This is a genomic window from Ruegeria alba (genome assembly GCF_022321465.1).
GTDB lineage: Bacteria > Pseudomonadota > Alphaproteobacteria > Rhodobacterales > Rhodobacteraceae > Ruegeria_B > Ruegeria_B alba.
Genome location: NZ_JAKOEM010000004.1, coordinates 61666 through 80028, shown reverse-complemented (window position 1 = coordinate 80028; position 18363 = coordinate 61666). Strand labels below are relative to the sequence as shown.

Annotated in this window: 21 protein-coding genes; 13 read left to right on the top strand and 8 right to left on the bottom strand. The window is 63.7% G+C overall.

Going from position 1 to position 18363, the window contains the following annotated elements:
- Positions 1-24: 24 nt before the first annotated feature.
- Positions 25-1179 (bottom strand): phosphoserine transaminase, encoded by a 1155-nt coding sequence (locus MB818_RS07175; RefSeq protein ID WP_238904589.1) that lies wholly within the window; start codon positions 1177-1179, stop codon positions 25-27.
- Positions 1180-1541: 362 nt separating this feature from the next.
- On the opposite strand from MB818_RS07175, the gene serB reads away from it, so the two are divergent.
- Genes serB through MB818_RS07155 form a run of 4 tightly spaced genes read left to right on the top strand, consistent with a single transcriptional unit; the run spans position 1542 to position 3566 of the window.
- Entirely contained in the window at positions 1542-2420 is an 879-nt protein-coding gene (gene serB, locus MB818_RS07170) for a phosphoserine phosphatase SerB (RefSeq protein ID WP_234138579.1), read from the top strand.
- 43 nt (positions 2421-2463) lie between these two features.
- A complete protein-coding gene (locus MB818_RS07165) occupies positions 2464-2793 on the top strand; it encodes an ArsR/SmtB family transcription factor (protein WP_234138585.1) in 330 nt (109 codons plus the stop codon).
- A complete protein-coding gene (locus MB818_RS07160; RefSeq protein WP_234138587.1) occupies positions 2781-3215 on the top strand; it encodes an SRPBCC family protein in 435 nt (144 codons plus the stop codon). The genes MB818_RS07165 and MB818_RS07160 overlap by 13 nt, the downstream gene beginning before the upstream one ends.
- A gap of 36 nt (positions 3216-3251) precedes the next feature.
- On the top strand, positions 3252-3566 hold the full coding sequence (locus tag MB818_RS07155) for a YciI family protein (RefSeq protein ID WP_234144354.1): 315 nt from the start codon (positions 3252-3254) through the stop codon (positions 3564-3566).
- 6 nt (positions 3567-3572) lie between these two features.
- On the opposite strand, the gene MB818_RS07150 is transcribed toward MB818_RS07155, so the two are convergent.
- Positions 3573-4571 (bottom strand): asparaginase, encoded by a 999-nt coding sequence (locus tag MB818_RS07150; RefSeq protein WP_238904586.1) that lies wholly within the window; start codon positions 4569-4571, stop codon positions 3573-3575.
- Between the two features lie 181 nt (positions 4572-4752).
- On the opposite strand from MB818_RS07150, the gene MB818_RS07145 reads away from it, so the two are divergent.
- The 4 genes from MB818_RS07145 (at position 4753) to MB818_RS07130 (ending at position 7531) form a co-directional block, all read left to right on the top strand.
- Positions 4753-5292: an invasion associated locus B family protein gene (locus tag MB818_RS07145; RefSeq protein WP_234138593.1), complete on the top strand. Its 540-nt coding sequence runs from the start codon at positions 4753-4755 to the stop codon at positions 5290-5292.
- 35 nt (positions 5293-5327) lie between these two features.
- The gene (locus tag MB818_RS07140; protein WP_238904583.1) at positions 5328-5714 is read left to right on the top strand and encodes a lysozyme inhibitor LprI family protein; all 387 of its coding nucleotides are present in this window, start codon (positions 5328-5330) and stop codon (positions 5712-5714) included.
- A gap of 187 nt (positions 5715-5901) precedes the next feature.
- Positions 5902-7083: a dual-specificity RNA methyltransferase RlmN gene (rlmN, locus tag MB818_RS07135; RefSeq protein ID WP_234138597.1), complete on the top strand. Its 1182-nt coding sequence runs from the start codon at positions 5902-5904 to the stop codon at positions 7081-7083.
- A gap of 64 nt (positions 7084-7147) precedes the next feature.
- On the top strand, positions 7148-7531 hold the full coding sequence (locus tag MB818_RS07130; protein ID WP_234138599.1) for a phage holin family protein: 384 nt from the start codon (positions 7148-7150) through the stop codon (positions 7529-7531).
- Positions 7532-7533: 2 nt separating this feature from the next.
- On the opposite strand, the gene MB818_RS07125 is transcribed toward MB818_RS07130, so the two are convergent.
- A complete protein-coding gene (locus MB818_RS07125; RefSeq protein WP_234138602.1) occupies positions 7534-8649 on the bottom strand; it encodes a cystathionine gamma-lyase in 1116 nt (371 codons plus the stop codon).
- A 248-nt stretch (positions 8650-8897) separates the two neighbouring features.
- On the opposite strand from MB818_RS07125, the gene MB818_RS07120 reads away from it, so the two are divergent.
- Complete coding sequence (locus tag MB818_RS07120) at positions 8898-9107, top strand: hypothetical protein (RefSeq protein WP_234163134.1); 210 nt, start codon at positions 8898-8900, stop codon at positions 9105-9107.
- Between the two features lie 15 nt (positions 9108-9122).
- On the opposite strand, the gene MB818_RS07115 is transcribed toward MB818_RS07120, so the two are convergent.
- Positions 9123-9965, bottom strand: a complete 843-nt coding sequence (locus MB818_RS07115; RefSeq protein ID WP_234138607.1) for an LOG family protein — start codon at positions 9963-9965, stop codon at positions 9123-9125.
- A gap of 88 nt (positions 9966-10053) precedes the next feature.
- Between MB818_RS07115 and MB818_RS07110 the strand changes: the two genes are divergently transcribed.
- From MB818_RS07110 to dapD, 3 genes are all read left to right on the top strand, one after another.
- Positions 10054-10974, top strand: a complete 921-nt coding sequence (locus MB818_RS07110; protein WP_238904581.1) for a threonine/serine dehydratase — start codon at positions 10054-10056, stop codon at positions 10972-10974.
- A 193-nt stretch (positions 10975-11167) separates the two neighbouring features.
- A complete protein-coding gene (locus tag MB818_RS22055; RefSeq protein ID WP_369426326.1) occupies positions 11168-11290 on the top strand; it encodes a hypothetical protein in 123 nt (40 codons plus the stop codon).
- A 96-nt stretch (positions 11291-11386) separates the two neighbouring features.
- Positions 11387-12214, top strand: a complete 828-nt coding sequence (dapD, locus tag MB818_RS07105; protein WP_234138617.1) for a 2,3,4,5-tetrahydropyridine-2,6-dicarboxylate N-succinyltransferase — start codon at positions 11387-11389, stop codon at positions 12212-12214.
- 64 nt (positions 12215-12278) lie between these two features.
- On the opposite strand, the gene MB818_RS07100 is transcribed toward dapD, so the two are convergent.
- Positions 12279-13850, bottom strand: coding sequence for a choice-of-anchor L domain-containing protein (locus MB818_RS07100; protein ID WP_234163132.1), 1572 nt, complete (start codon positions 13848-13850; stop codon positions 12279-12281).
- 155 nt (positions 13851-14005) lie between these two features.
- Between MB818_RS07100 and MB818_RS07095 the strand changes: the two genes are divergently transcribed.
- Positions 14006-14353 carry a DUF8846 family protein gene (locus tag MB818_RS07095; protein ID WP_234138622.1) on the top strand — a complete coding sequence of 116 codons (348 nt, stop codon included), beginning with the start codon at positions 14006-14008 and terminating at the stop codon, positions 14351-14353.
- Between the two features lie 6 nt (positions 14354-14359).
- Here the strand turns inward: MB818_RS07095 and MB818_RS07090 are convergent, their stop codons facing one another.
- The 3 genes from MB818_RS07090 to MB818_RS07080 form a co-directional block, all read right to left on the bottom strand.
- Positions 14360-15415, bottom strand: coding sequence for a transporter substrate-binding domain-containing protein (locus MB818_RS07090; protein ID WP_234182712.1), 1056 nt, complete (start codon positions 15413-15415; stop codon positions 14360-14362).
- A 188-nt stretch (positions 15416-15603) separates the two neighbouring features.
- Positions 15604-16698: a Hint domain-containing protein gene (locus MB818_RS07085; RefSeq protein ID WP_234167491.1), complete on the bottom strand. Its 1095-nt coding sequence runs from the start codon at positions 16696-16698 to the stop codon at positions 15604-15606.
- A gap of 1 nt (position 16699) precedes the next feature.
- Entirely contained in the window at positions 16700-18274 is a 1575-nt protein-coding gene (locus MB818_RS07080) for a Hint domain-containing protein (RefSeq protein ID WP_238904579.1), read from the bottom strand.
- Between the last annotated feature and the right edge of the window lie 89 nt (positions 18275-18363).

Sequence of the window (18363 nt, the reverse complement as noted above, 5' to 3'; positions counted from 1 at the left end):
GGACACCTGCAAGGGTGGGGGCGATTATGCGGCTTGCGCTTGCGCGACGATTTCGACCTTGAAGGCCCAGGCGAGCCAGGGCAACATCGCCGCCACATCCGAGGTTTCGACCGTGCCACCGCACCAGATGCGCAAGCCTGCAGGCGCGTCGCGATAGGCGCCGATATCCAGCGCCACACCTTCGGCCTCCAGCCGTTTGGCAACCGCCTTGGCAAACGCTGCGCCATCCTGAATGCGGGCATCGGTGAATTTCAGGCAGACGCTGGTATTGGATCGCGTGGCTGCATCCTCGGCCAGGTTGGCGATCCAGTCATGTGCCTCGCAGAAATCGAAGATCGCCTGCGCGTTGGCGTCGGCCCGTGCGATCAGCCCGTCAAGACCGCCGACGGAACGGGCCCAGTCGAGCGCAAAGAGATAGTCCTCGACCGCCAGCATGGAAGGCGTGTTGATCGTCTCGCCCTTGAAGATGCCTTCGATCAGCTTGCCACCCTTGGTCATGCGGAAGATCTTGGGCAGCGGCCAGGCCGGGGTGTAGCTTTCCAGCCGTTCCACCGCGCGGGGGCTCAGCACGATCATGCCATGCGCGGCCTCGCCGCCCAGCACCTTCTGCCAGGAGAAGGTGGTGACATCCAGCTTGTCCCAGGGCAGGTCCATGGCAAAGGCGGCGCTGGTGGCGTCGCAGATGGTCAGGCCCTGACGGTCGGCGGCGATCCAGTCGCCATTCGGCACGCGCACGCCCGAGGTGGTGCCGTTCCAGGTGAACACGACGTCCTTGTCGAAATCCACCGACGCCAGATCGACGATCTGGCCGTATTCGGCGGTCTTGACCTCGGCATCCAGTTTCAGCTGCTTCACCACATCGGTGACCCAGCCGGCGCCAAAGCTTTCCCAGGCCAGCATCTCGACCTTGCGGGCACCCAAGAGCGACCAGAGTGCCATCTCCACGGCGCCGGTATCCGAGGCGGGAACGATGCCGATGCGATAGTCGGCGGGGATGCCCAGAATCTCGCGCGTGCCTTCGATGGCGGCCTTCAGCTTGTCCTTGCCGATGGCGGCACGATGCGAGCGGCCCAGCGCGGCACCGGCAAGCTTGGAGACATCAAAAACGGGGGGTTTGGCACAGGGGCCAGAGGAGAACCGCGGATTGACCGGCCGCGTTGCCGGTTGGTCGATAGTCATTGGTGTTACCCTTACAGATATACGCCCCTCGTTGGGGAGGGGTGTCCCACCGCAACAGCTAGTCCGCCGCAGTGCGGCACGCAAGCGAAATAGATGTCGAAAATCGCCGCTTTGGCATTTGATTGCGACCCTTTCGACTACGATCGGAAACTTGCGTTTCGTCTTGAGGAAATCGCGGGCTAGGGTACGGCGCCTGGATGTGACATTCAGGGCGGGGTGAGATATTCAATTCTTTACAGAGGGTTAATGGGTGCGAGCGCGTCGGGTAAGGGACGGGCTGTGGCGCGGGGCGTTAGCTTGGGTGGGGCTGGCAGAGATTTCGCACCTGCGCTATGGCGGTTCCGACCCAAAGGAGATGCCCCATGTATGTCGCCACGCTGTTGACCAACCCCTCCATTGCCCGTCTCGACCCGGCGCTGGTCGATGCGCTGCGCAACGCCTGGGGCGGTGGCGATGCGGTCTGGCTGAGCCCCGATGAAGCAGCCGAATTCACGCTTTCAGCCCTTCCCGACAATCGCTGGCAGGTCTGGGGCGATCTACAGGCGTTGGGCGTAGATCTGGTGGTGCAGCCTGCCGAGGGTCGCAGAAAGCGGATGCTGCTGGCGGATATGGACAGCACCATGATTCAGCAGGAATGCATCGACGAACTGGCCGACGAGGCCGGTGTTGGCGAGCGGGTCAAGGAGATCACCGCCCGCGCGATGAACGGCGAATTGGATTTCGAGGGCGCGCTGCTCGAGCGTGTGGGCCTGTTGCGCGGGCTGGACGAGGCGGTGATCGGCCATGTGCTCGACACGCGCATCAGCCTGATGCCGGGCGGGCGGGCACTGGTGGCGACGATGCGTGCCAATGGTGGTTATGCGGCGCTGGTCTCGGGCGGGTTCACCGCCTTTACCGCGCAGGTGGCGGCGCAGCTGGGCTTTGACGAGAACCGCGCCAATACGCTGTTGGCGGCTGATGGCAAGCTGACCGGCGATGTGGGCCGTCCGATCCTGGGCCGTCAGGCCAAGGTCGACGCGCTGGAGCAGATCACGGCACGTTTGGGCCTGTCCGAACAGGATGTGATCGCGGTGGGCGACGGCGCCAATGATCTGGGCATGCTGGGCCGTGCTGGCACCGGCGTTGCCCTGCACGCCAAACCTTCGGTCGCGGCTCAATGCGAGGTACGCATCAACCACGGCGACCTGACGGCGCTGCTTTTTGTTCAGGGCTATGCGCGGGCGGATTTCGTGACGGGCTGATCTTCCGCTTGCATTATTAACCTAATAGTTAAATAATGCGACCATGACCCAGCTTCTGGCCGCCTTCTCGGCTTTGTCCGACCCGACCCGTTTCGCCATCGTCGAACAGCTGATGGCCGAGGGCGAAATGCCCGCCGGTGATCTGGTCGAGGGTAAGGGCATGTCGGGCGCTGCCATCTCGCGCCATCTGAAGTTGCTGCGCGAGGCCGGGCTGGTTCGCCAGCGTATCAATGGCACCCAGCGGCTATACTCGGTGGCGCCCGAGGGGCTGCGCGCGATTGCCGACTGGACGATCTCGAAACGCACCTTCTGGGAGGGCAGCCTGGACAGGCTGGCCGCCGCAATTGAAAGCGACAAGACATGGCCGACCTGAGACTGGAACGCGAATTCGCCGTCACGCCCGAGGCCCTGTTCGCCTGGGTCAGTGATGGCGCGAAACTGCTGCAATGGTGGGGGCCCGAGGGCCTGCATGTGCCCGCCGATCAGCATGACCTCGATTTCACCCGGCTGGGGCCGTGGTTCTCGGTCATGGTGAATGGCGCGGGCGACCGCTACAAGGTTTCGGGCCATGTTACCCATGTGAAACCGCCGCAATCCGTGGGCTTCACCTGGGGCTGGCATGACGATGACGACCGGCGCGGGACGGAAAGCCATGTGATGTTTATCGTCGAACCCTGCGCCAAGGGTGCGCGATTGATCCTGGACCACCGCGAACTGGGCGATGACGAGATGAGTCTGCGTCACGAGGCGGGCTGGACCTCGTCGTTGCGCAAGCTTGCGGCGGAACTCGCCTGATCCTGATGTTTTTCAACCAAAGGAAAGGAACGCGACATGCCTGATTTCATCTTTGCCTATCATGGCGGCAAGACGCCCGAAACGCCCGAGGAAGGCGCCGAGGTCATGGCCGCATGGCAGGCCTGGTTCGGCGCCATGGGTGATGCGGTCGTGATCCCGGGCAACCCGGTTGGCCTGTCCAAGACGGTCAGCGCCGCAGGCGTGGCCGACAATGGTGGCGCCAATCCGCTGTCGGGCTATACCGTGGTACGCGCCGCCGATATCGGCGCCGCGACCGACATGGCCAAGGGTTGCCCGATGGTGATGTCGGGCAACGGCACCGTCGAGGTGGCCGAGATCATCGAGATGTGATCGGCGTCAGAACCGCAGCTCGGCCGTTGCGCGGATGCTGCCGCAGTCGATGCCGCGCCGGTTCAGGATCGGCGCACCCAGCCGCTTGCGGGTGGCCGGGTGCGCGGGGTCCAGCACGCCGAGACCGACAAGTATGGCCGCAATCGCGCATTCGCTGGCCCTTGTGGCGCCGTCGGTGATCTTCAACGCCACGCCCAGACGCTGTTCGGGCAGGATGGCGACGAACACCGCCTCGGCCCCGGTCTTGATCGCCACGCGGCCACCCATGGCACGCATCAGCTCGGTACAGGCGCGGCCTTCGCCTGCGACCAGTTCGGGGTGTTTCATCATGGCTTCGGTCAGCTGAGCGGCCGCCTGGCTTTGCCGGTCAGAGCGGTCGCGGGCCGAGGCGAACCAAGCCATGGCGCGCGCCAGTCCCGTCAGGCTGGTGGCAAAGTTGGGGGCGGAACAGCCGTCGATCCCATAGCCCGGGCTGGCTTCGCCTGTGACCTCTTCAAAAGCGGCCAAGGCGGCCTGCTGCACCGGGTGGTCGATCTCGTGGTACTCGGGTCCGGCCTCCAGATGGCGCCCCAGCGTCAGAAAGCCCGCATGTTTGCCGGAGCAATTGTTATGCACCTGACAGGGGCTCTCATAGGCGCGGATCAGCCGCTCATGCTCGGGCCGGTCATCGGGATCCTGCGGGCCACAGCGCAGGTCGCCGTCGCCCAACCCCAGCTGTCCAAGCCAATCATTCACCCGATGGGTATGGATCGCCGCCCCGTTATGCGAGGCGCAGGCCAGCGCCATCTGCTCGGTGCCCAGCCCGTATTTGGCCGCCGCTCCCGAGGACAGCAGCGGCAGCGCCTGGATCATCTTCGAGGACGAGCGCGGATACATCACCAGACCGGGATCGCCCCAGCTGCGCACCACCTGGCCGCTGCTGTCGCAAACCACCCCATGCCCCATATGTACGCTTTCAAGCAGCGCACCGCGCCAGAGTTCGGCCATCGGTACCGGTCGCGTCATCCTGTCCCCCAATAGAAATCTGCGCGAATTCTCGCCAATCGCCCTTTCGTCCGTGGCGAAATCTGCGTTAATGTGTCTATGTCGGCAATCGACAGGATGCGCAAGCCAGACGGATCGGCAAAACTCCGCGAATGCATCCTGTGATGGAATTGAGGTAGAGGTCAGCTGGAGGGCTGAACAGATGGGATCGAAACTTGTCCGCGCGATTGCGGGCCTGTGTCTGGCCACAACGGCCGCCACCACCAGCGTATCGGCGCAGCAAAGCGAAAGCACAAACCGGGTCGCGTCCAAGACCGATTGGAGCGTCTTCGTCGAGGACAACCCGACCGAATGCTGGAGCGTTTCGGCGCCGAAGGAAACCGTGAACACCCGCGGTGGCAGCGTCGTTTCGGTGCGCCGCAGCGATATCCTGCTGATGGTGTTCTTCCGGCCCAAGGCCGGGGTCAAGGGGCAAGTCACCTTTACCGGCGGCTATCCTTTCGCGCCCGGATCGACCGTCAATCTCAACGTGGGCGGCACCGAGTTCGAGCTGATCACCGAGGGCGAATGGGCCTGGCCGGCAACCGCCGCCGACGACGCCAAGATCGTGGCGGTGTTGAAGCGCGGCACCGACGCGGTGCTGACTGCCCGTTCGGCGCGCGGCACCCAGACCAAGGATACCTTCTCGCTGCTGGGCTTTACAGCAGCTGTCGAAGATGCCGAGAAACGCTGCGGCGGGTAAGTGGCCCGCCGTCGGTTGGTGTACGAGGATGTGATATGCGACGGGTTCAATTCGCGTTTGTGCTTGCGCTGACACCGCTGGCGTCCGCCGCCGATCCTGCGCTCGAATGCAGCGATGCGGGCAGCCAGGTCGAGATCGGCGCCTGCGTTTCCGAAATGAGAGATCGTGTCGAGGGTGCGCTGGCCGTCGCGCTCGACATTGCCCGCGGTTCGGCGGGTGAACTCGACGAGGTCACAGGGCGCAAGGTGGCACTTCCCGCGCTCGACGCCGCGCAATCGGCTTGGGCCGTCTATCGTGACGCCCATTGCGATGCGGTCGGTGTCAGCTTTGGCGGCGGATCGGGTACCGGCATCGCGATCACCTCGTGTCATATCGAACTGGGCCGTGCCCGGACCCGCGACCTGATGGCGATGGCGCGGTAACTCAACTCTTCATTTCGCCAAAAATACTCCGGGGGGAGCGGCTCTGCCGCGATGGGGGCAGCGCCCCCTGCCGCACCATCCCAAACGACCGGCGGCAAAGACGGCGCGAAATCTTTTGATCTTCGCGCGCTTTCCTATATAGAGGCGCATCCATCGCCTCAGACCCCATCAGCCGCCGAGTGCACCCATGTCCGTCAAAGCACCGATCACCCAGGATGTCGTGACCATCCCCCGCAAGCTGCCCGAAGGCAGGATCAACCTGGTCGGGCTGACCCGCGACCGGATGCGCGAGGTGTTGATCGAACACGGTACGCCCGAGAAACAAGCCAAGATGCGGGTGGGCCAGATCTGGCAGTGGATCTATCAATGGGGCGTGCGCGATTTCGACGCGATGACCAACCTCGCTAAGGCCTATCGCGCGCAACTGGCCGAGCATTTCACCATCGAGATCCCCGAAGTCGTGACCCGGCAGGTGTCCGAAGACGGCACCCGCAAGTACCTGGTCCGCATTGCCGGCGGGCATGAGGTCGAGGTGGTCTATATCCCCGAAGAGGATCGTGGCACGCTTTGCATCTCGTCGCAGGTGGGTTGCACACTGACCTGCTCGTTCTGCCATACCGGCACCCAGAAACTGGTGCGCAACCTGACCGCCGCCGAGATCGTGGGCCAGGTGATGATGGCGCGCGACGACCTGGGCGAATGGCCGGTGCCGGGCGCTCCAAAGGACGAAACCCGCCTGCTCAGCAACATCGTGCTGATGGGCATGGGCGAGCCGCTCTACAATTTCGACAACGTGCGCGATGCGATGAAGATTGCGATGGACCCCGAAGGTATCCAGCTGTCGCGCCGCCGGATCACGCTGTCGACCAGCGGCGTGGTGCCCGAAATCGCGCGTACGGCCGAAGAAATCGGCTGTCTGCTGGCGATCTCGTTCCATGCCACCACCGACGAGACCCGCGATGTGCTGGTGCCGATCAACAAGCGTTGGAACATCGAGGAACTGCTCTCTGCGCTGGCCGCCTATCCCAAAGCCTCGAATTCCGAGCGGATCACGTTCGAATACGTGATGCTGGACGGCGTGAATGACAGCGACGCGGATGCCCATCGCCTGCTCGACCATATCAAGCGGCACAAGATCCCGGCCAAGATCAACCTGATCCCGTTCAACGAATGGCCTGGCGCACCCTACAAGCGGTCGTCAAACAACCGGATCCGGGCATTTGCCAACATCATCTATCAGGCGGGCTATGCCGCGCCGATCCGCAAGACGCGCGGTGACGATATCATGGCCGCCTGCGGGCAGCTCAAATCGGCCACCGAACGGGCGCGCAAGTCGAAAAAGCAGATCGAGGCCGAGACGGGGCTTTGATTCCCGTGGTGATTTCACGCGGGTGATAGGCTAGGCTCGGGTGAATAGCTTCAAGAGGTTCGCCATGTCTCGACGCCTGCTTTCGATCGCCGCGCTTCTGGCCGGCAATGCCATTGGACTGCTGCTTGCCGCGCTGCTGCTCGACGGATTCTCCATCGCGCCGCTGTCGCTGATTGTCGTGGTCATCGTCTTCAGTCTGATCCAGGCCCTGGCCGAACCGCTGATCCGCCGCCTGAGCGCGCGCAACCTGCCCGCGCTTCAGGGCGGGATCTCGCTGGTGGTCATCTTCGTCGGTCTTCTGGTCACCGAACTGGTAACCTCGGGCCTGATCGTGGGCGGGATCTCGAACCTGCTGGCCGCGACCCTGCTTGTCTGGCTCGGTGCGCTCATCGCCGGCATCCTGCTGCCGATCTATGTGTTCAAGAGCCTGCGAGAGCCGAAAGCCTGATTTCAGAGCGTATCGAGCGCATCGCGCAGGGCCTGCCATAGCTCCTCGACCGGCTCGCAGCCGACTGACAGGCGCACGAATCCCGGCGCCACCGCGTCGCCCCAGCGCGCGCGCCGCTCGGCCGAACTGTGCACGCCGCCAAACGAGGTCGCCGGACGCAAAAGCGGGCAGTCGTTGATGAAGCGTTCCGCCTTCTCCTCGCTGCCCAGATCCAGCGAGAGCAGGAAGCCGAACCGCTGCATCTGCGCCCGCGCCAGGTTATGCGCCGGATCACCCTGCAGACCGGGATAACGAAGGGCGCTCACCGCCCGATGTTCGGCCAGTCTCGGCGCCAGGGCTTCGGCGTTTCGGCACATGCGGTCGAACCTCACCTCCAGCGTCTCCAGCCCGCGATGCAGCAGCCAGGCCTCGTGCGGGCCCGGAATCGCGCCAGAGATGCGGCGCCAATCCTCCACTGCCTGAACCAGCCCGGCATCGCGGCTGGCCACATGCCCCAGCAGCAGGTCGGAATGGCCGCCCATCGCCTTGGTGTCCGAGGCGACCACGATGTCGATGCCCAGATCCAGCGGCCGCTGTCCCAGCGGTGTCATCGTGGTATTGTCACAGATGGTGATGCCACCGGCTGCCCGCACCGCGCCCGCGACGGCGGCAAGGTCGATCAGGTCCAGCCCCGGATTGGACGGCGTCTCCAGAAACACCACGTCAATGCCGCTAAACCCGCCCTCGGCAAAGCCGGTGGTGGGCCGCTCCTCGACAATCACCCCCAAAGGCCGCAGGTAACGGTCGGCCAGCAGCCGGGTGACATAATAGCCATCCGCGGGGATCAAAAGGCGCTGTCCGGCCTTGAGCGTGGCAAACAGCGCGGCCGAAATCGCGCCCATGCCCGAGGGAAACACCCGGCAGGGCGCCCCCTCAAGATGCTCGAGCGCATGTTCAAGCGCCACCCAGGTAGGATTGTCCGCCCGGCCATAGCTGTTGCTGCCATCGGGCGCGCCCGGCAGGTGATACATCGAGCTTTGCACCAGCGGCAGCGCCACCGGATCGCCCTTGTCGATCCCGTTGCCGCGCAGATGCAGAAAGGCACCCATCCGAGGTGTCCCGTGATCGCCATGTTCCATTGTCGCCCTCCCGCGTGCCTGTCAATCCGCGATCTAGCACCCGGTTGCGCGACGGCAAAGCAAAGAGATGGCCACACCTTCATTTCGCCGGAAATACTCCGGGGGAGTCACCGCAGGTGACGGGGGCAGCGCCCCCTTTTCCGTATCCACAAAAGGCCTGCGCCCTGAATTTTCCTTATTCGCGATGAATTTCCGCCCCGATCAACAGTCAGTTTCGAAATCAGCAACAAAGCCATGGAGGACAGGAAATGGCACAGGCAGATATCGGTGGCGCAATAATCGAGGCGGGGGTTCTGGACCTGCTGTACCGCGAACGCGCCAAGGCGCTCAGCGCGCGGGAATGGAAGTTCCGGCTGATGGGTTATGGCTATGCCATCAAGGACGTGCAGGGTGCCCAAGTGGTAACCCGGTTGCCGCAGGGCGTCGAACTGGGCGTGTTGCCTGCTGAATTCGCCTGAACCGACCCGACCGCCTCAGCGCCCCGGGATCGCATCGCGGGGTGGCGCGGGCTCCCAGTTGTCGATAATTTCGACCGCCTCCTGAGCGGTGTCGACAAAGCGGAACAGGTCCAGATCCTCGGCCGAGATGGTGCCGGCATCCGCCAGCGCCCGCCAGTTGATCACCCGTTCCCAGAAATCGCGCCCGAACAGCAGGAACGGCACCCGCTCCATGCGCCCGGTCTGGATCAGGGTCAGCGATTCAAACAGTTCGTCCAGCGTGCCGAAGCCGCCTGGGAAGATGGTGATCGCCCGTGCGCGCATCAGGAAATGCATCTTGCGGACTGCAAAATAGTGAAAGTTGAAGCTGAGCTCGGGCGTCACGAACAGGTTTGGCGCCTGTTCATGCGGCAACACGATATTCAGCCCGATCGAGCAGCCGCCCGCGTCCTTGGCGCCGCGATTGCCGGCCTCCATCACGCCGGGGCCGCCGCCGGTGACGATCACCAGCTCCTTGCAGCCTGACTCCTTCGACTTCTCGGTGATCAGCCGGGCAAACTCGCGCGCCTCGTCGTAATACTCCGACAGCTCCGCCAGGGTCTGGGTGCGCGCGGTGTGCTTTTTCGCCGGTTCCGGGATCCGTGCCCCGCCGAACATCACCACGGTCGAGGTGATGCCGCGCTCGGCCATCATCATCTCGGGCTTGAGCAATTCCAGTTGCAACCGCACCGGGCGCAGCTCGTCCCGGCAAAGGAAATCCTCGTCGGCAAAGGCCAGTTTATAGGCGGGCGAGCGCGTCTGCGGCGTATCGGGCACATGGCTGGCCGTCGAGCGGTCGGTATGGGCGTCACGAAACGGGCTTTGACGATCGTCTCTCATCTGCGGGCTTCCCTGCTTGCGTCTTTGCCCCACAGCTATAGGGTTCGCGGGGCAAGCGCCAGAGGCGGGTGGTGAAGAGGGTATGAGAATGGATTGGAAAGCAGAGATCACAGCGGCGGCGGCACGAATTGACGGGCATGTGCAAGTGACCCCGGTGATGCAGACGCGCGGATTTGGCTTGTCATATCCGCTCAGCCTGAAGCTGGAACAGATGCAGCATACCGGCAGTTTCAAGGCGCGCGGGGCCTTCAATACCCTGCTGTCCAGTGATGTGCCCGCTGCCGGAGTGGTGGCCGCCTCGGGTGGCAATCATGGTGCTGCGGTGGCCTATGCCGCCCGCGCGCTGGGCCATCAGGCCAAGATTTTCGTGCCGGAAATGGCAGGCCCGGCCAAGATCGCGCTGATCCGGGATACCGGCGCCGATCTTGAGGTCGTGCCGGGCGAGTATGCAAATGCGCTAGCCCTTGCGCAGGCGCATGAGGCCGCGACCGGCGCGATGCAGATCCATGCCTATGACGCGCCCGCGACCGTGGCGGGGCAGGGCACCTGTTTCGCCGAATGGGACGCGCAGGCGCTAGAGGCCGATACGGTGGTGATCGCGGTCGGCGGTGGTGGGCTGGTGGCTGGTGCACTGGCCTGGTGGCAGGGCGCACGCAAGGTGGTTGCGGTCGAGCCGGAAACCTCCTGCGCACTGAATGCGGCGCTCGCTGCCGGCGGGCCGGTCGATGTCGAGGTCTCGGGCATCGCCGCCAATGCGCTGGGGGCGCGGCGGATCGGCGAAATCTGTTTCGGTCTGGCGCAACGCGGGGCACAGTCGGTTCTGGTTCCGGACGCGGCGATTGCAGCGGCCCAGCGCGCGCTCTGGGCCGAGCGGCGGGTTCTGGTCGAGCCGGCGGGCGCAACCGCGCTGGCGGCGCTGATGTGTGGCGCCTATCGGCCCGAACCAGACGAGCGGGTGGCGGTGCTGGTCTGCGGCGGCAATATCGCCCCGGATCCCTTTGCCGGGTGACGATTGCAGCTTGGGCTGGTTGACCCGGGATCTTTATTAAAATTCCTGACAGCAACCATCGCCGACACGTTCTAAGCGCGGCTCAGCCAGCGGACGATAAGCTGCGTCAGGACCATATCTTGCGTGCCTTTGATACCAGCCACCTGCCGGCGCGCGAGGGGCTGCTGATGTTCGAGGCGCCGCCGAGCAAGCGCTGTGCTTTCTGGCCGGGGCAAATTCGGTGTTCTATGGCGACGTGCTGCTGCCCGCGCCCAATGCCGGAACCGACGCCGATACCGAGATGTTCGCCGCGCTGGGGGCGCTGGAAGACGCATAAGGCCGCAATCGGGTCGGGGCGCGTCGCATTGCGCCTTGGTCCGCGCTTGCGTATAGGCGAAACCAACGTGACGCATTCATCAGGGAGCAAGACCTCATGTCCAACCGAGAGCTGGAAGTCGCCATCGAGGCCGCGTGGGACGCGCGCGACAGCATCACACCCGCCACCACAGGCGCCACCCGCGAGGCGATCGAGGACACGCTGGCCGCGCTGGACAGCGGCGCGCTGCGGGTGGCCGAGAAACAGGCCGATGGCAGCTGGCACGTGAACCAATGGGCCAAGAAGGCGGTGCTGCTGGGCTTCCGCATCAAGGATATGGAAATCCAGTCGGGCGGCCCGCAGGGCGGCGGCTGGTGGGACAAGGTCGACAGCAAGTTTGCAGGCTGGGGCGAGAACCAGTGGAAGGCCGCCGGGTTCCGTGCCGTGCCCAACTGCGTGGTGCGCAAGTCGGCCTATATCGCACCGGGCGTGGTGCTGATGCCGTCCTTCGTCAACCTAGGGGCCTATGTGGACAGCGGCACCATGGTCGATACCTGGGCCACCGTGGGCAGCTGTGCCCAGATCGGAAAGAACGTGCACCTGTCGGGCGGCGTCGGCATTGGCGGCGTGCTGGAGCCGATGCAGGCCGGTCCCACCATCATCGAGGACAATTGCTTCATCGGCGCCCGCTCCGAGGTGGTCGAGGGCGTGATCGTGCGCGAAGGCTCTGTGCTGGGCATGGGCGTCTATATCGGCCAGTCCACCAAGATCGTCGACCGCGAGACTGGCGAGGTCATGTATGGCGAGGTGCCGCCATATTCGGTGGTGGTCTCGGGTTCGATGCCGTCGACCGGCGGTGTCAGCCTCTATTGCGCGGTGATCGTCAAGCGGGTGGATGAACGGACCCGGTCGAAAACCGGCATCAACGAGTTGCTGCGGGATTGACCTGCCGGCAAGTCGCATCAGGTTGGGCCGTGGCGCAAAGGTGCCGCGGCCTTTTTGTTTCCCTTCAGGCCCGCATCAGCGCGCGCACTTCATAGCTGCGCAAGGCCGGGCGCACGGCGGGCCCGTAGCCGTAATCTGGCGCGGACAAATCGGGCATCAATCGCAGGATTTCGCTGCGTGTGGCGGTATCGAAGGCCCCGATGGACATGTCGCCGGGATGATAGCTTTCGCTTTCCAGCCCGTTGGCCCAGATCACTTCATGCCGGTCGAACAGGAGATGCACATAGGTCACCGGCAACCCGTCCGTGCACCGTTTGATATCTCGTCCGTTCACCAGGTCCTTGGCCTTGACCAGAACCTCGCGAGACCCGAACAGCAGCTCGGAGCGCGACATTTCCAGCATCACGCGGTGGTTGGGTGAGACGGCGACCGGGCCATGCCGCCCCAACGCATTGCGCTGGATCAGAACCGGTGCGTCGATCCCCTTGGACAGGCGGGTCGTGCGACCGATCCAGCGCAATGGCTGGGGACCGTTGTCGCGGGTCATCACAAGATCGCCGATCTCAAGCGTCTCGACCGGAACACGGCCATTCGGCACCCGGATCGGGGTGCCCGCGACGAAACAGGGTGTGGTCTTGACCGTGACGAAACCGGTATCTGTGTTCCCGGCTGAATCGGTCACCTCGTAGGAAAAGGAATTGCTGCTTTCCTCGGACCCATCGGAATCGATGGTGAATGTCCCGTCGGGGTTCAGCAGGACCGTCTCTCCCGTCGGCAGGGTCACGGTATCCCCCGCCGATACCGGCTGCCCGTTGATCTTGGTAATGGTCAGCGTGCCGCCCGCGGAAGAGCTGTCGTTGGCCAGAACGTCCACGGTTTCCGCATTGCCACCGGTGATTTCGACACTGTCATCCTCGGCGATCAGGGCAGTCTGGATCGAGTCGCCGGCAATGAGCAGGTTCGAATCATAGGCGCCGTCGCCGCTGTCCGCGATGGCGATCTTGATCGTGTTGACCTCGCCGGGATTGACCGGCGCCTTGAGCGTCAGGGTCACGGTGAACCCGTCCATCTCGGTATTGGCGATCTCGCCCGAAGCCGGATTGTCGACATAGAGATTCGAGTTCGACTGATCGTTGATACTGTCGATCGTGATGTCACCGTCACCGACCGTCAGTTCGGCCTTCACGCCGTTCACCCAGATGCCGACCGCATCGTTGAAACCGGACCCTACGTATTCGAGATACTCTTCGGACGAGAACACCACCTGCATGGTCAGGGTCGATCCCTCGGGGATGAAGCTGGCCTCGAACACGGACGCGTCATAGGTCTGCGCGCCCGCCATCTCGGACAATTGCGCGTCACCTGCAAGGCCGTGATTGGTACTGGTGCCCGCCGACACATTCGCGTCGCCCGAACTGTTGGTGATCGAGGTCGCGTTGCCGGTGGACAGGATAACCCCGCTGTCTGACGGTGTGATGTCGGGGGCGACGGTATCTCCGTTCGAATAAATACCTGAAGCCGACGTGGCGCCCGAATAGCTGGCTGTTACCACCTCTATCCCCGAGCCGAACATGGCATCCGCCATGTCCAGGGCAGATGCCGAAGTATCGATGGGAAGTTCACTGGCTGTGGGCATGTCGGGCGGGCCTTGCTGATTGTCGTATCCCCGGCCTATCCCGTTGACCCTTTCCGTGTTCTTACCAACCGCTGGCGCGATGTCTGGTATTCTTGGCAAAATGTCCGCATCTGTCGGGCGTTGACCTGTCGATTGGCGCAGGCTAAGGCGGCAGCATGGAAAAGCCCGCCAAACAGTCCCGCCAGCAAGTCTATACCCTTGTCGTCCAGATCGGGCGCAAGTCCGGTGACGGCCTGCCCGACGGGGCAACCGGCGCGGCGTTGATGTGTTATGCCAGCGGCGTCGACGAGGCCGAGGCGGTACGCGAAACGGTGGCGATTCTGAAACAGGCTGACACCGCGCCGCTGGATGTCACCGGATACGGCACGCTCGAAGAGCGCGAGGCGCAGGGTCACGAGATCGATACGGAAGAGCGCGCGCTGATGCAGCGGGCGCTGGACGAAAACGCCGTCATCGTGGCCCAGATGACACCGTTTTTCGACGACGACGAGGCGGCGGGCTGAGGCGGATCAGTTCCGGCGACCGAACCACTTGCGGTAAAGTTGGTCATACGTGCCGTCCTCGCGCAGGGCGAGCAGCGCCTGGTTGACGTCTTCAACCCGGCTTGATCCGGTTGGAAATGCGATCCCGTAGTTCTCGCGCAGAAACACCGAACCGGTGGTGACAGCCTTTCCCTTGCCCTGATGCGAAGCGTAATAGGACAGGATCGGCGCGTCGAACACCACCGCGTCGAGTGCGCCTTGTTCAAAGGCAGTCAGCATCTCGTCAAGGTTCGAGAAAGCGGCAAATCCTATGTCACGACGATTGAGGAAGCCGGCGGCGGTGGAGCCTTCGATGGTTCCGACCTCTTGCCCGTAGAGATCGTTGACCGAATTTACCGAGCCGCTGATCGCCTCGACCGTCATGACCGAGGTGATGCGCGCGGTGAAGACCGAAACCACGAAAAGCGAGGAGATCACCAGCACAACGCCGAACAGCCGGCCAAAGGCGGTGCGCGGCACCCGTTCCTCGAACCCGCCATTGACGACGAGGTTCAGTGCCCACCAGAAAGAGGGAAACCAGGCTTCGTGCAGTTTGCGATCGAAATAGGGCTGCGCGCGCCGCTCGAAATACCACATCAACATGCCGCCGGTCAGCAGGATGAAGAAGGCGGCGCCGATGGCCATGAACAGGTCTCGGGACAGCAGCGCCCTCAGAAGCGATGAACCGGCATTGCTCTCGGACGGCACCAGAATCTGGAGCCCGGATTCAAAGATCGGCTGGCTGAAATCCATCTCGGTCTCGCGCGCGGCGGTGATCGAGATATTGGCGATTGCCATATCCGCCTCTCCGTCGATAACGGCGGTCAGCATGTCCGAGAACCTGTCCTTGCGGTCCAGCGAGTAGGTCCAGCCAAGCTTGTCGGCCAACGCCGAGAGCAGATCGATCGAAAAACCGGTCTCTGTCCCATCCTCGACAAAAGAGAAGGGAGGACGCGTGACCGTGGCGACGTTCAGCGACTGCGCCAACAGCACTTGCGGCCACAATCCCAGGGCCAGGCAGACAGAGATGAGGAGCTTGTGCATCGGCAAAGTGTTTTCCGGTTTTTTGCCCCATACCCCAGCCGGGGCGTTCAAACAAGGCGACCCCAGGGTCAGCTTTGCTCATGGCAAGGGGAAAAGCCGGGCTTGCTTCCCGTCGGGCGTTCTAACTGTCGAGACCACCCGCGCCCGTCATGCGCACGGGCCGGACCCTGAGCACCATCCGGTTCGGATCAGGCGACGCGTGCCTCAGCCAGGATACGAGCGTCGAACGCGCGCAGAACATGATGGCTCGGGCGGCCATGATCGGGCAGGCGGCTGCGCTCGATCCCGGCGAGCACGCTGGCGGCCAGATGAACAGGCTTGCGGTGCAGACGGCCGATGAACAGGCTTTCGGCCAGCGCCCCGGCGGTGACCATTGCCTCGTTGGTGGGCAGCAGCAGTTGCGCATAGGTCGCCGTCAGCCCGGCGCGCGCGGGCAGGACCGAGTGCCCGCCGGTCAGATGGCGGGCGGGGACCAACACCGATTCTCGGCCAAACAGGTATTCCACCTCGGTTCCCGAGAGCAAAAGGCGCTGCGCGGGCGCGGCCTGGATGTCCTGTCTCAGACCGAAATAGGGCCGGCGGATCGTCAGGGGCCGGGTGCTGCCGAAGGCTGGCATCGTGCGGCTGACCCGATGCAGGACCGGAACCGCCTCGCCGCTGGCGACGACCACCGTGTCGCCGCGCCGGATCTGCGACAGGGGCCGGTAGCCTTCTGGTGTGGCGATCGGCGTTTCCGGGTGCAGCGAGGGCATCGGGCCCACGGGTTCTATTTCGCTCGACAGCGCGAAATAGACCAGTTCGGGGGCGGTGAAACGGTGCGGGCCGTCCCGAAACAGCATCCGCAGATCACCGATGCGCAGCGGGCTGGGGGCCTCGACCTCGATCAGATGCGCATATTCGCGTTCGTCATGTTCCAGGGCCAGCCAGCCGGCACGGGCCGGCGCATCCCAGGCATAGCTGAGCCGCAAGGTGTCGATGCGCCCGGTATCGGCCACGTTCAGAACCTGATGCAGGACCGAGCCGCCCTGATTGACGATCAGTATCAGCCCGCCGCCCGGAATCGCCTGCAACGACAGGTGGAAGGGCCAGGCGCCGCCGCGGTCGAACTGCAACAGGATGCGCGGACGCTGGGCGTTGGGAAGTCGGGTTTCAAACACAAGGGTACCGCGAACCATGAGGTCGTCTTCATGGGTGCCGACCAGGCAAGGCGCATTTGTCGAGGCGCCAAGCCCCTCAGGGCGGAAATGCTCGTTCTCGGGGGCGGAAACGGCGATCCATCCCATGTCAGGCCACCTTTGCCGATGTGAGCAGCAGCTCGGTTTCGTATTTGCGCAGGATCCGACGGGCGGCAGGGCCATAGCCTTTGCCGGTGTCGGTGTCGAGTTCGGGGAAAACCGCCCGGATCTCGTTCAAGGTCTCGGGCTCGAACAGATGCGTGGTTTGCGGGCCGGGCAGGAAGCTTTCGCTCGCCAGTCCCTCGGAGTAAATCACCTCGTGATTGTCGAACATCACGTGGACATAGGTGACGCGCCCGCCGGGCATGAAACGGATCCTGCGCCCATCTACCAGATCCTTGGCGGCGACCAGAACCTCGCGTTCGCCGAACAGCAGCTCGCTCAGGCTGTCGTGGATGAGGATGCGGTGCTGTGGCGAGACCAGAAGGTCGCGTTGGGCGCCATAGGTTCCGGCGCGGATCAGGACGGGGGCGAAATCGCCCTCGGCGTCAACTGTGCGCTCGCCCACCCAGCGCACCTCTTGCGAACCGTTGTCGCGGGTGATCACCAGGTCGCCCGGCGTCAGCCGCTCGACCTGGCGTTCGCCATAGGGCGTGTCGATCAGGGTGCCCGCCACGAAACAGGGGATCGCATTGACGTTGACGATGCCGGTATCGGTCTGTGCGCCGTTGGTCACCGTGTAGGTGAAATTGAAATGCTCGACATCGCCATCGCCCGTCACGGTGATGGTGCCATCGGCGTTGAGCATTACGGTCTGCCCGGTGGCCAGCGTGATCGTGCTGCCCGCGGTGACGGGAATGCCGTTCAGGTGGGTGATGGTCAGGGTGGCGCCCGAGTGGTTGATATCGTTGTCCAGGATATCCATCGTGACGCTGCCGTCGGGATAGATCGTGCTGTGATCGGCGACCGCGACCAGCCGGGTTTGCACGCTGTTGGCGGCAATCAGCAGGTTCGAGTCGTAATTGCTGTCGGACACGTCGGCGACCCCGATACGGATCGTGTTCACCTGTCCGGGGATTACGTTCATCGTCAGGGTCATGGTGACGGTCAGACCGTCCATCTCGGTATTGAACGCGTCGCCCGTGTTGTCCAGGAACAGGTTCTGGTTGTTGACCGAGTTGATGTTGCCGGGATCGGAATCGCCGTTGCCGACCGCTAATTGGGCCTGTTGCCCGTTGACCCAGACGCCGACGAAATCCTGATAGACCGAGTTCTGGAACTCGGGATACTCCTCGGACGAGAACACGAATTGCATCGTCATGACGCCGTGTTCCGGGATGAAGCTGACATCCAGATACGAGGCGTCATAGGTATTTGTGCCGGCTGCGGCGTTGAAATCGGGGTTGTTGTTTTCGCCCGATGTGTTGGTCGACGTATTGGTGGACCGGTTCGGGTCGCCGCCGCTGCGGGTAAAATGGCTGGCCCGCCCGGTGGACAGGATCACACCGGTATCGCCCGGGGTGGCCCCCGGCGCCAGCGCGTCACCGTTGGAATAGATTGCCGAAGACTGGCTCCAGCCGGAATAGGAAGCACCGACAACGGTGACCCCATCGCCAAAGATCGTCTGCGCCATCTGCATTGCAGAGGCACCCTGATTATAGTTCAGCTCGGCGCCTGTTGCCATCTCCTGCCCCACGGTCTCACGATCCTGGGCAGGGAGGACGGAGCGGGCATTCGCCACGCACCACGTAAAACCGATCGCATCTGTCGTGC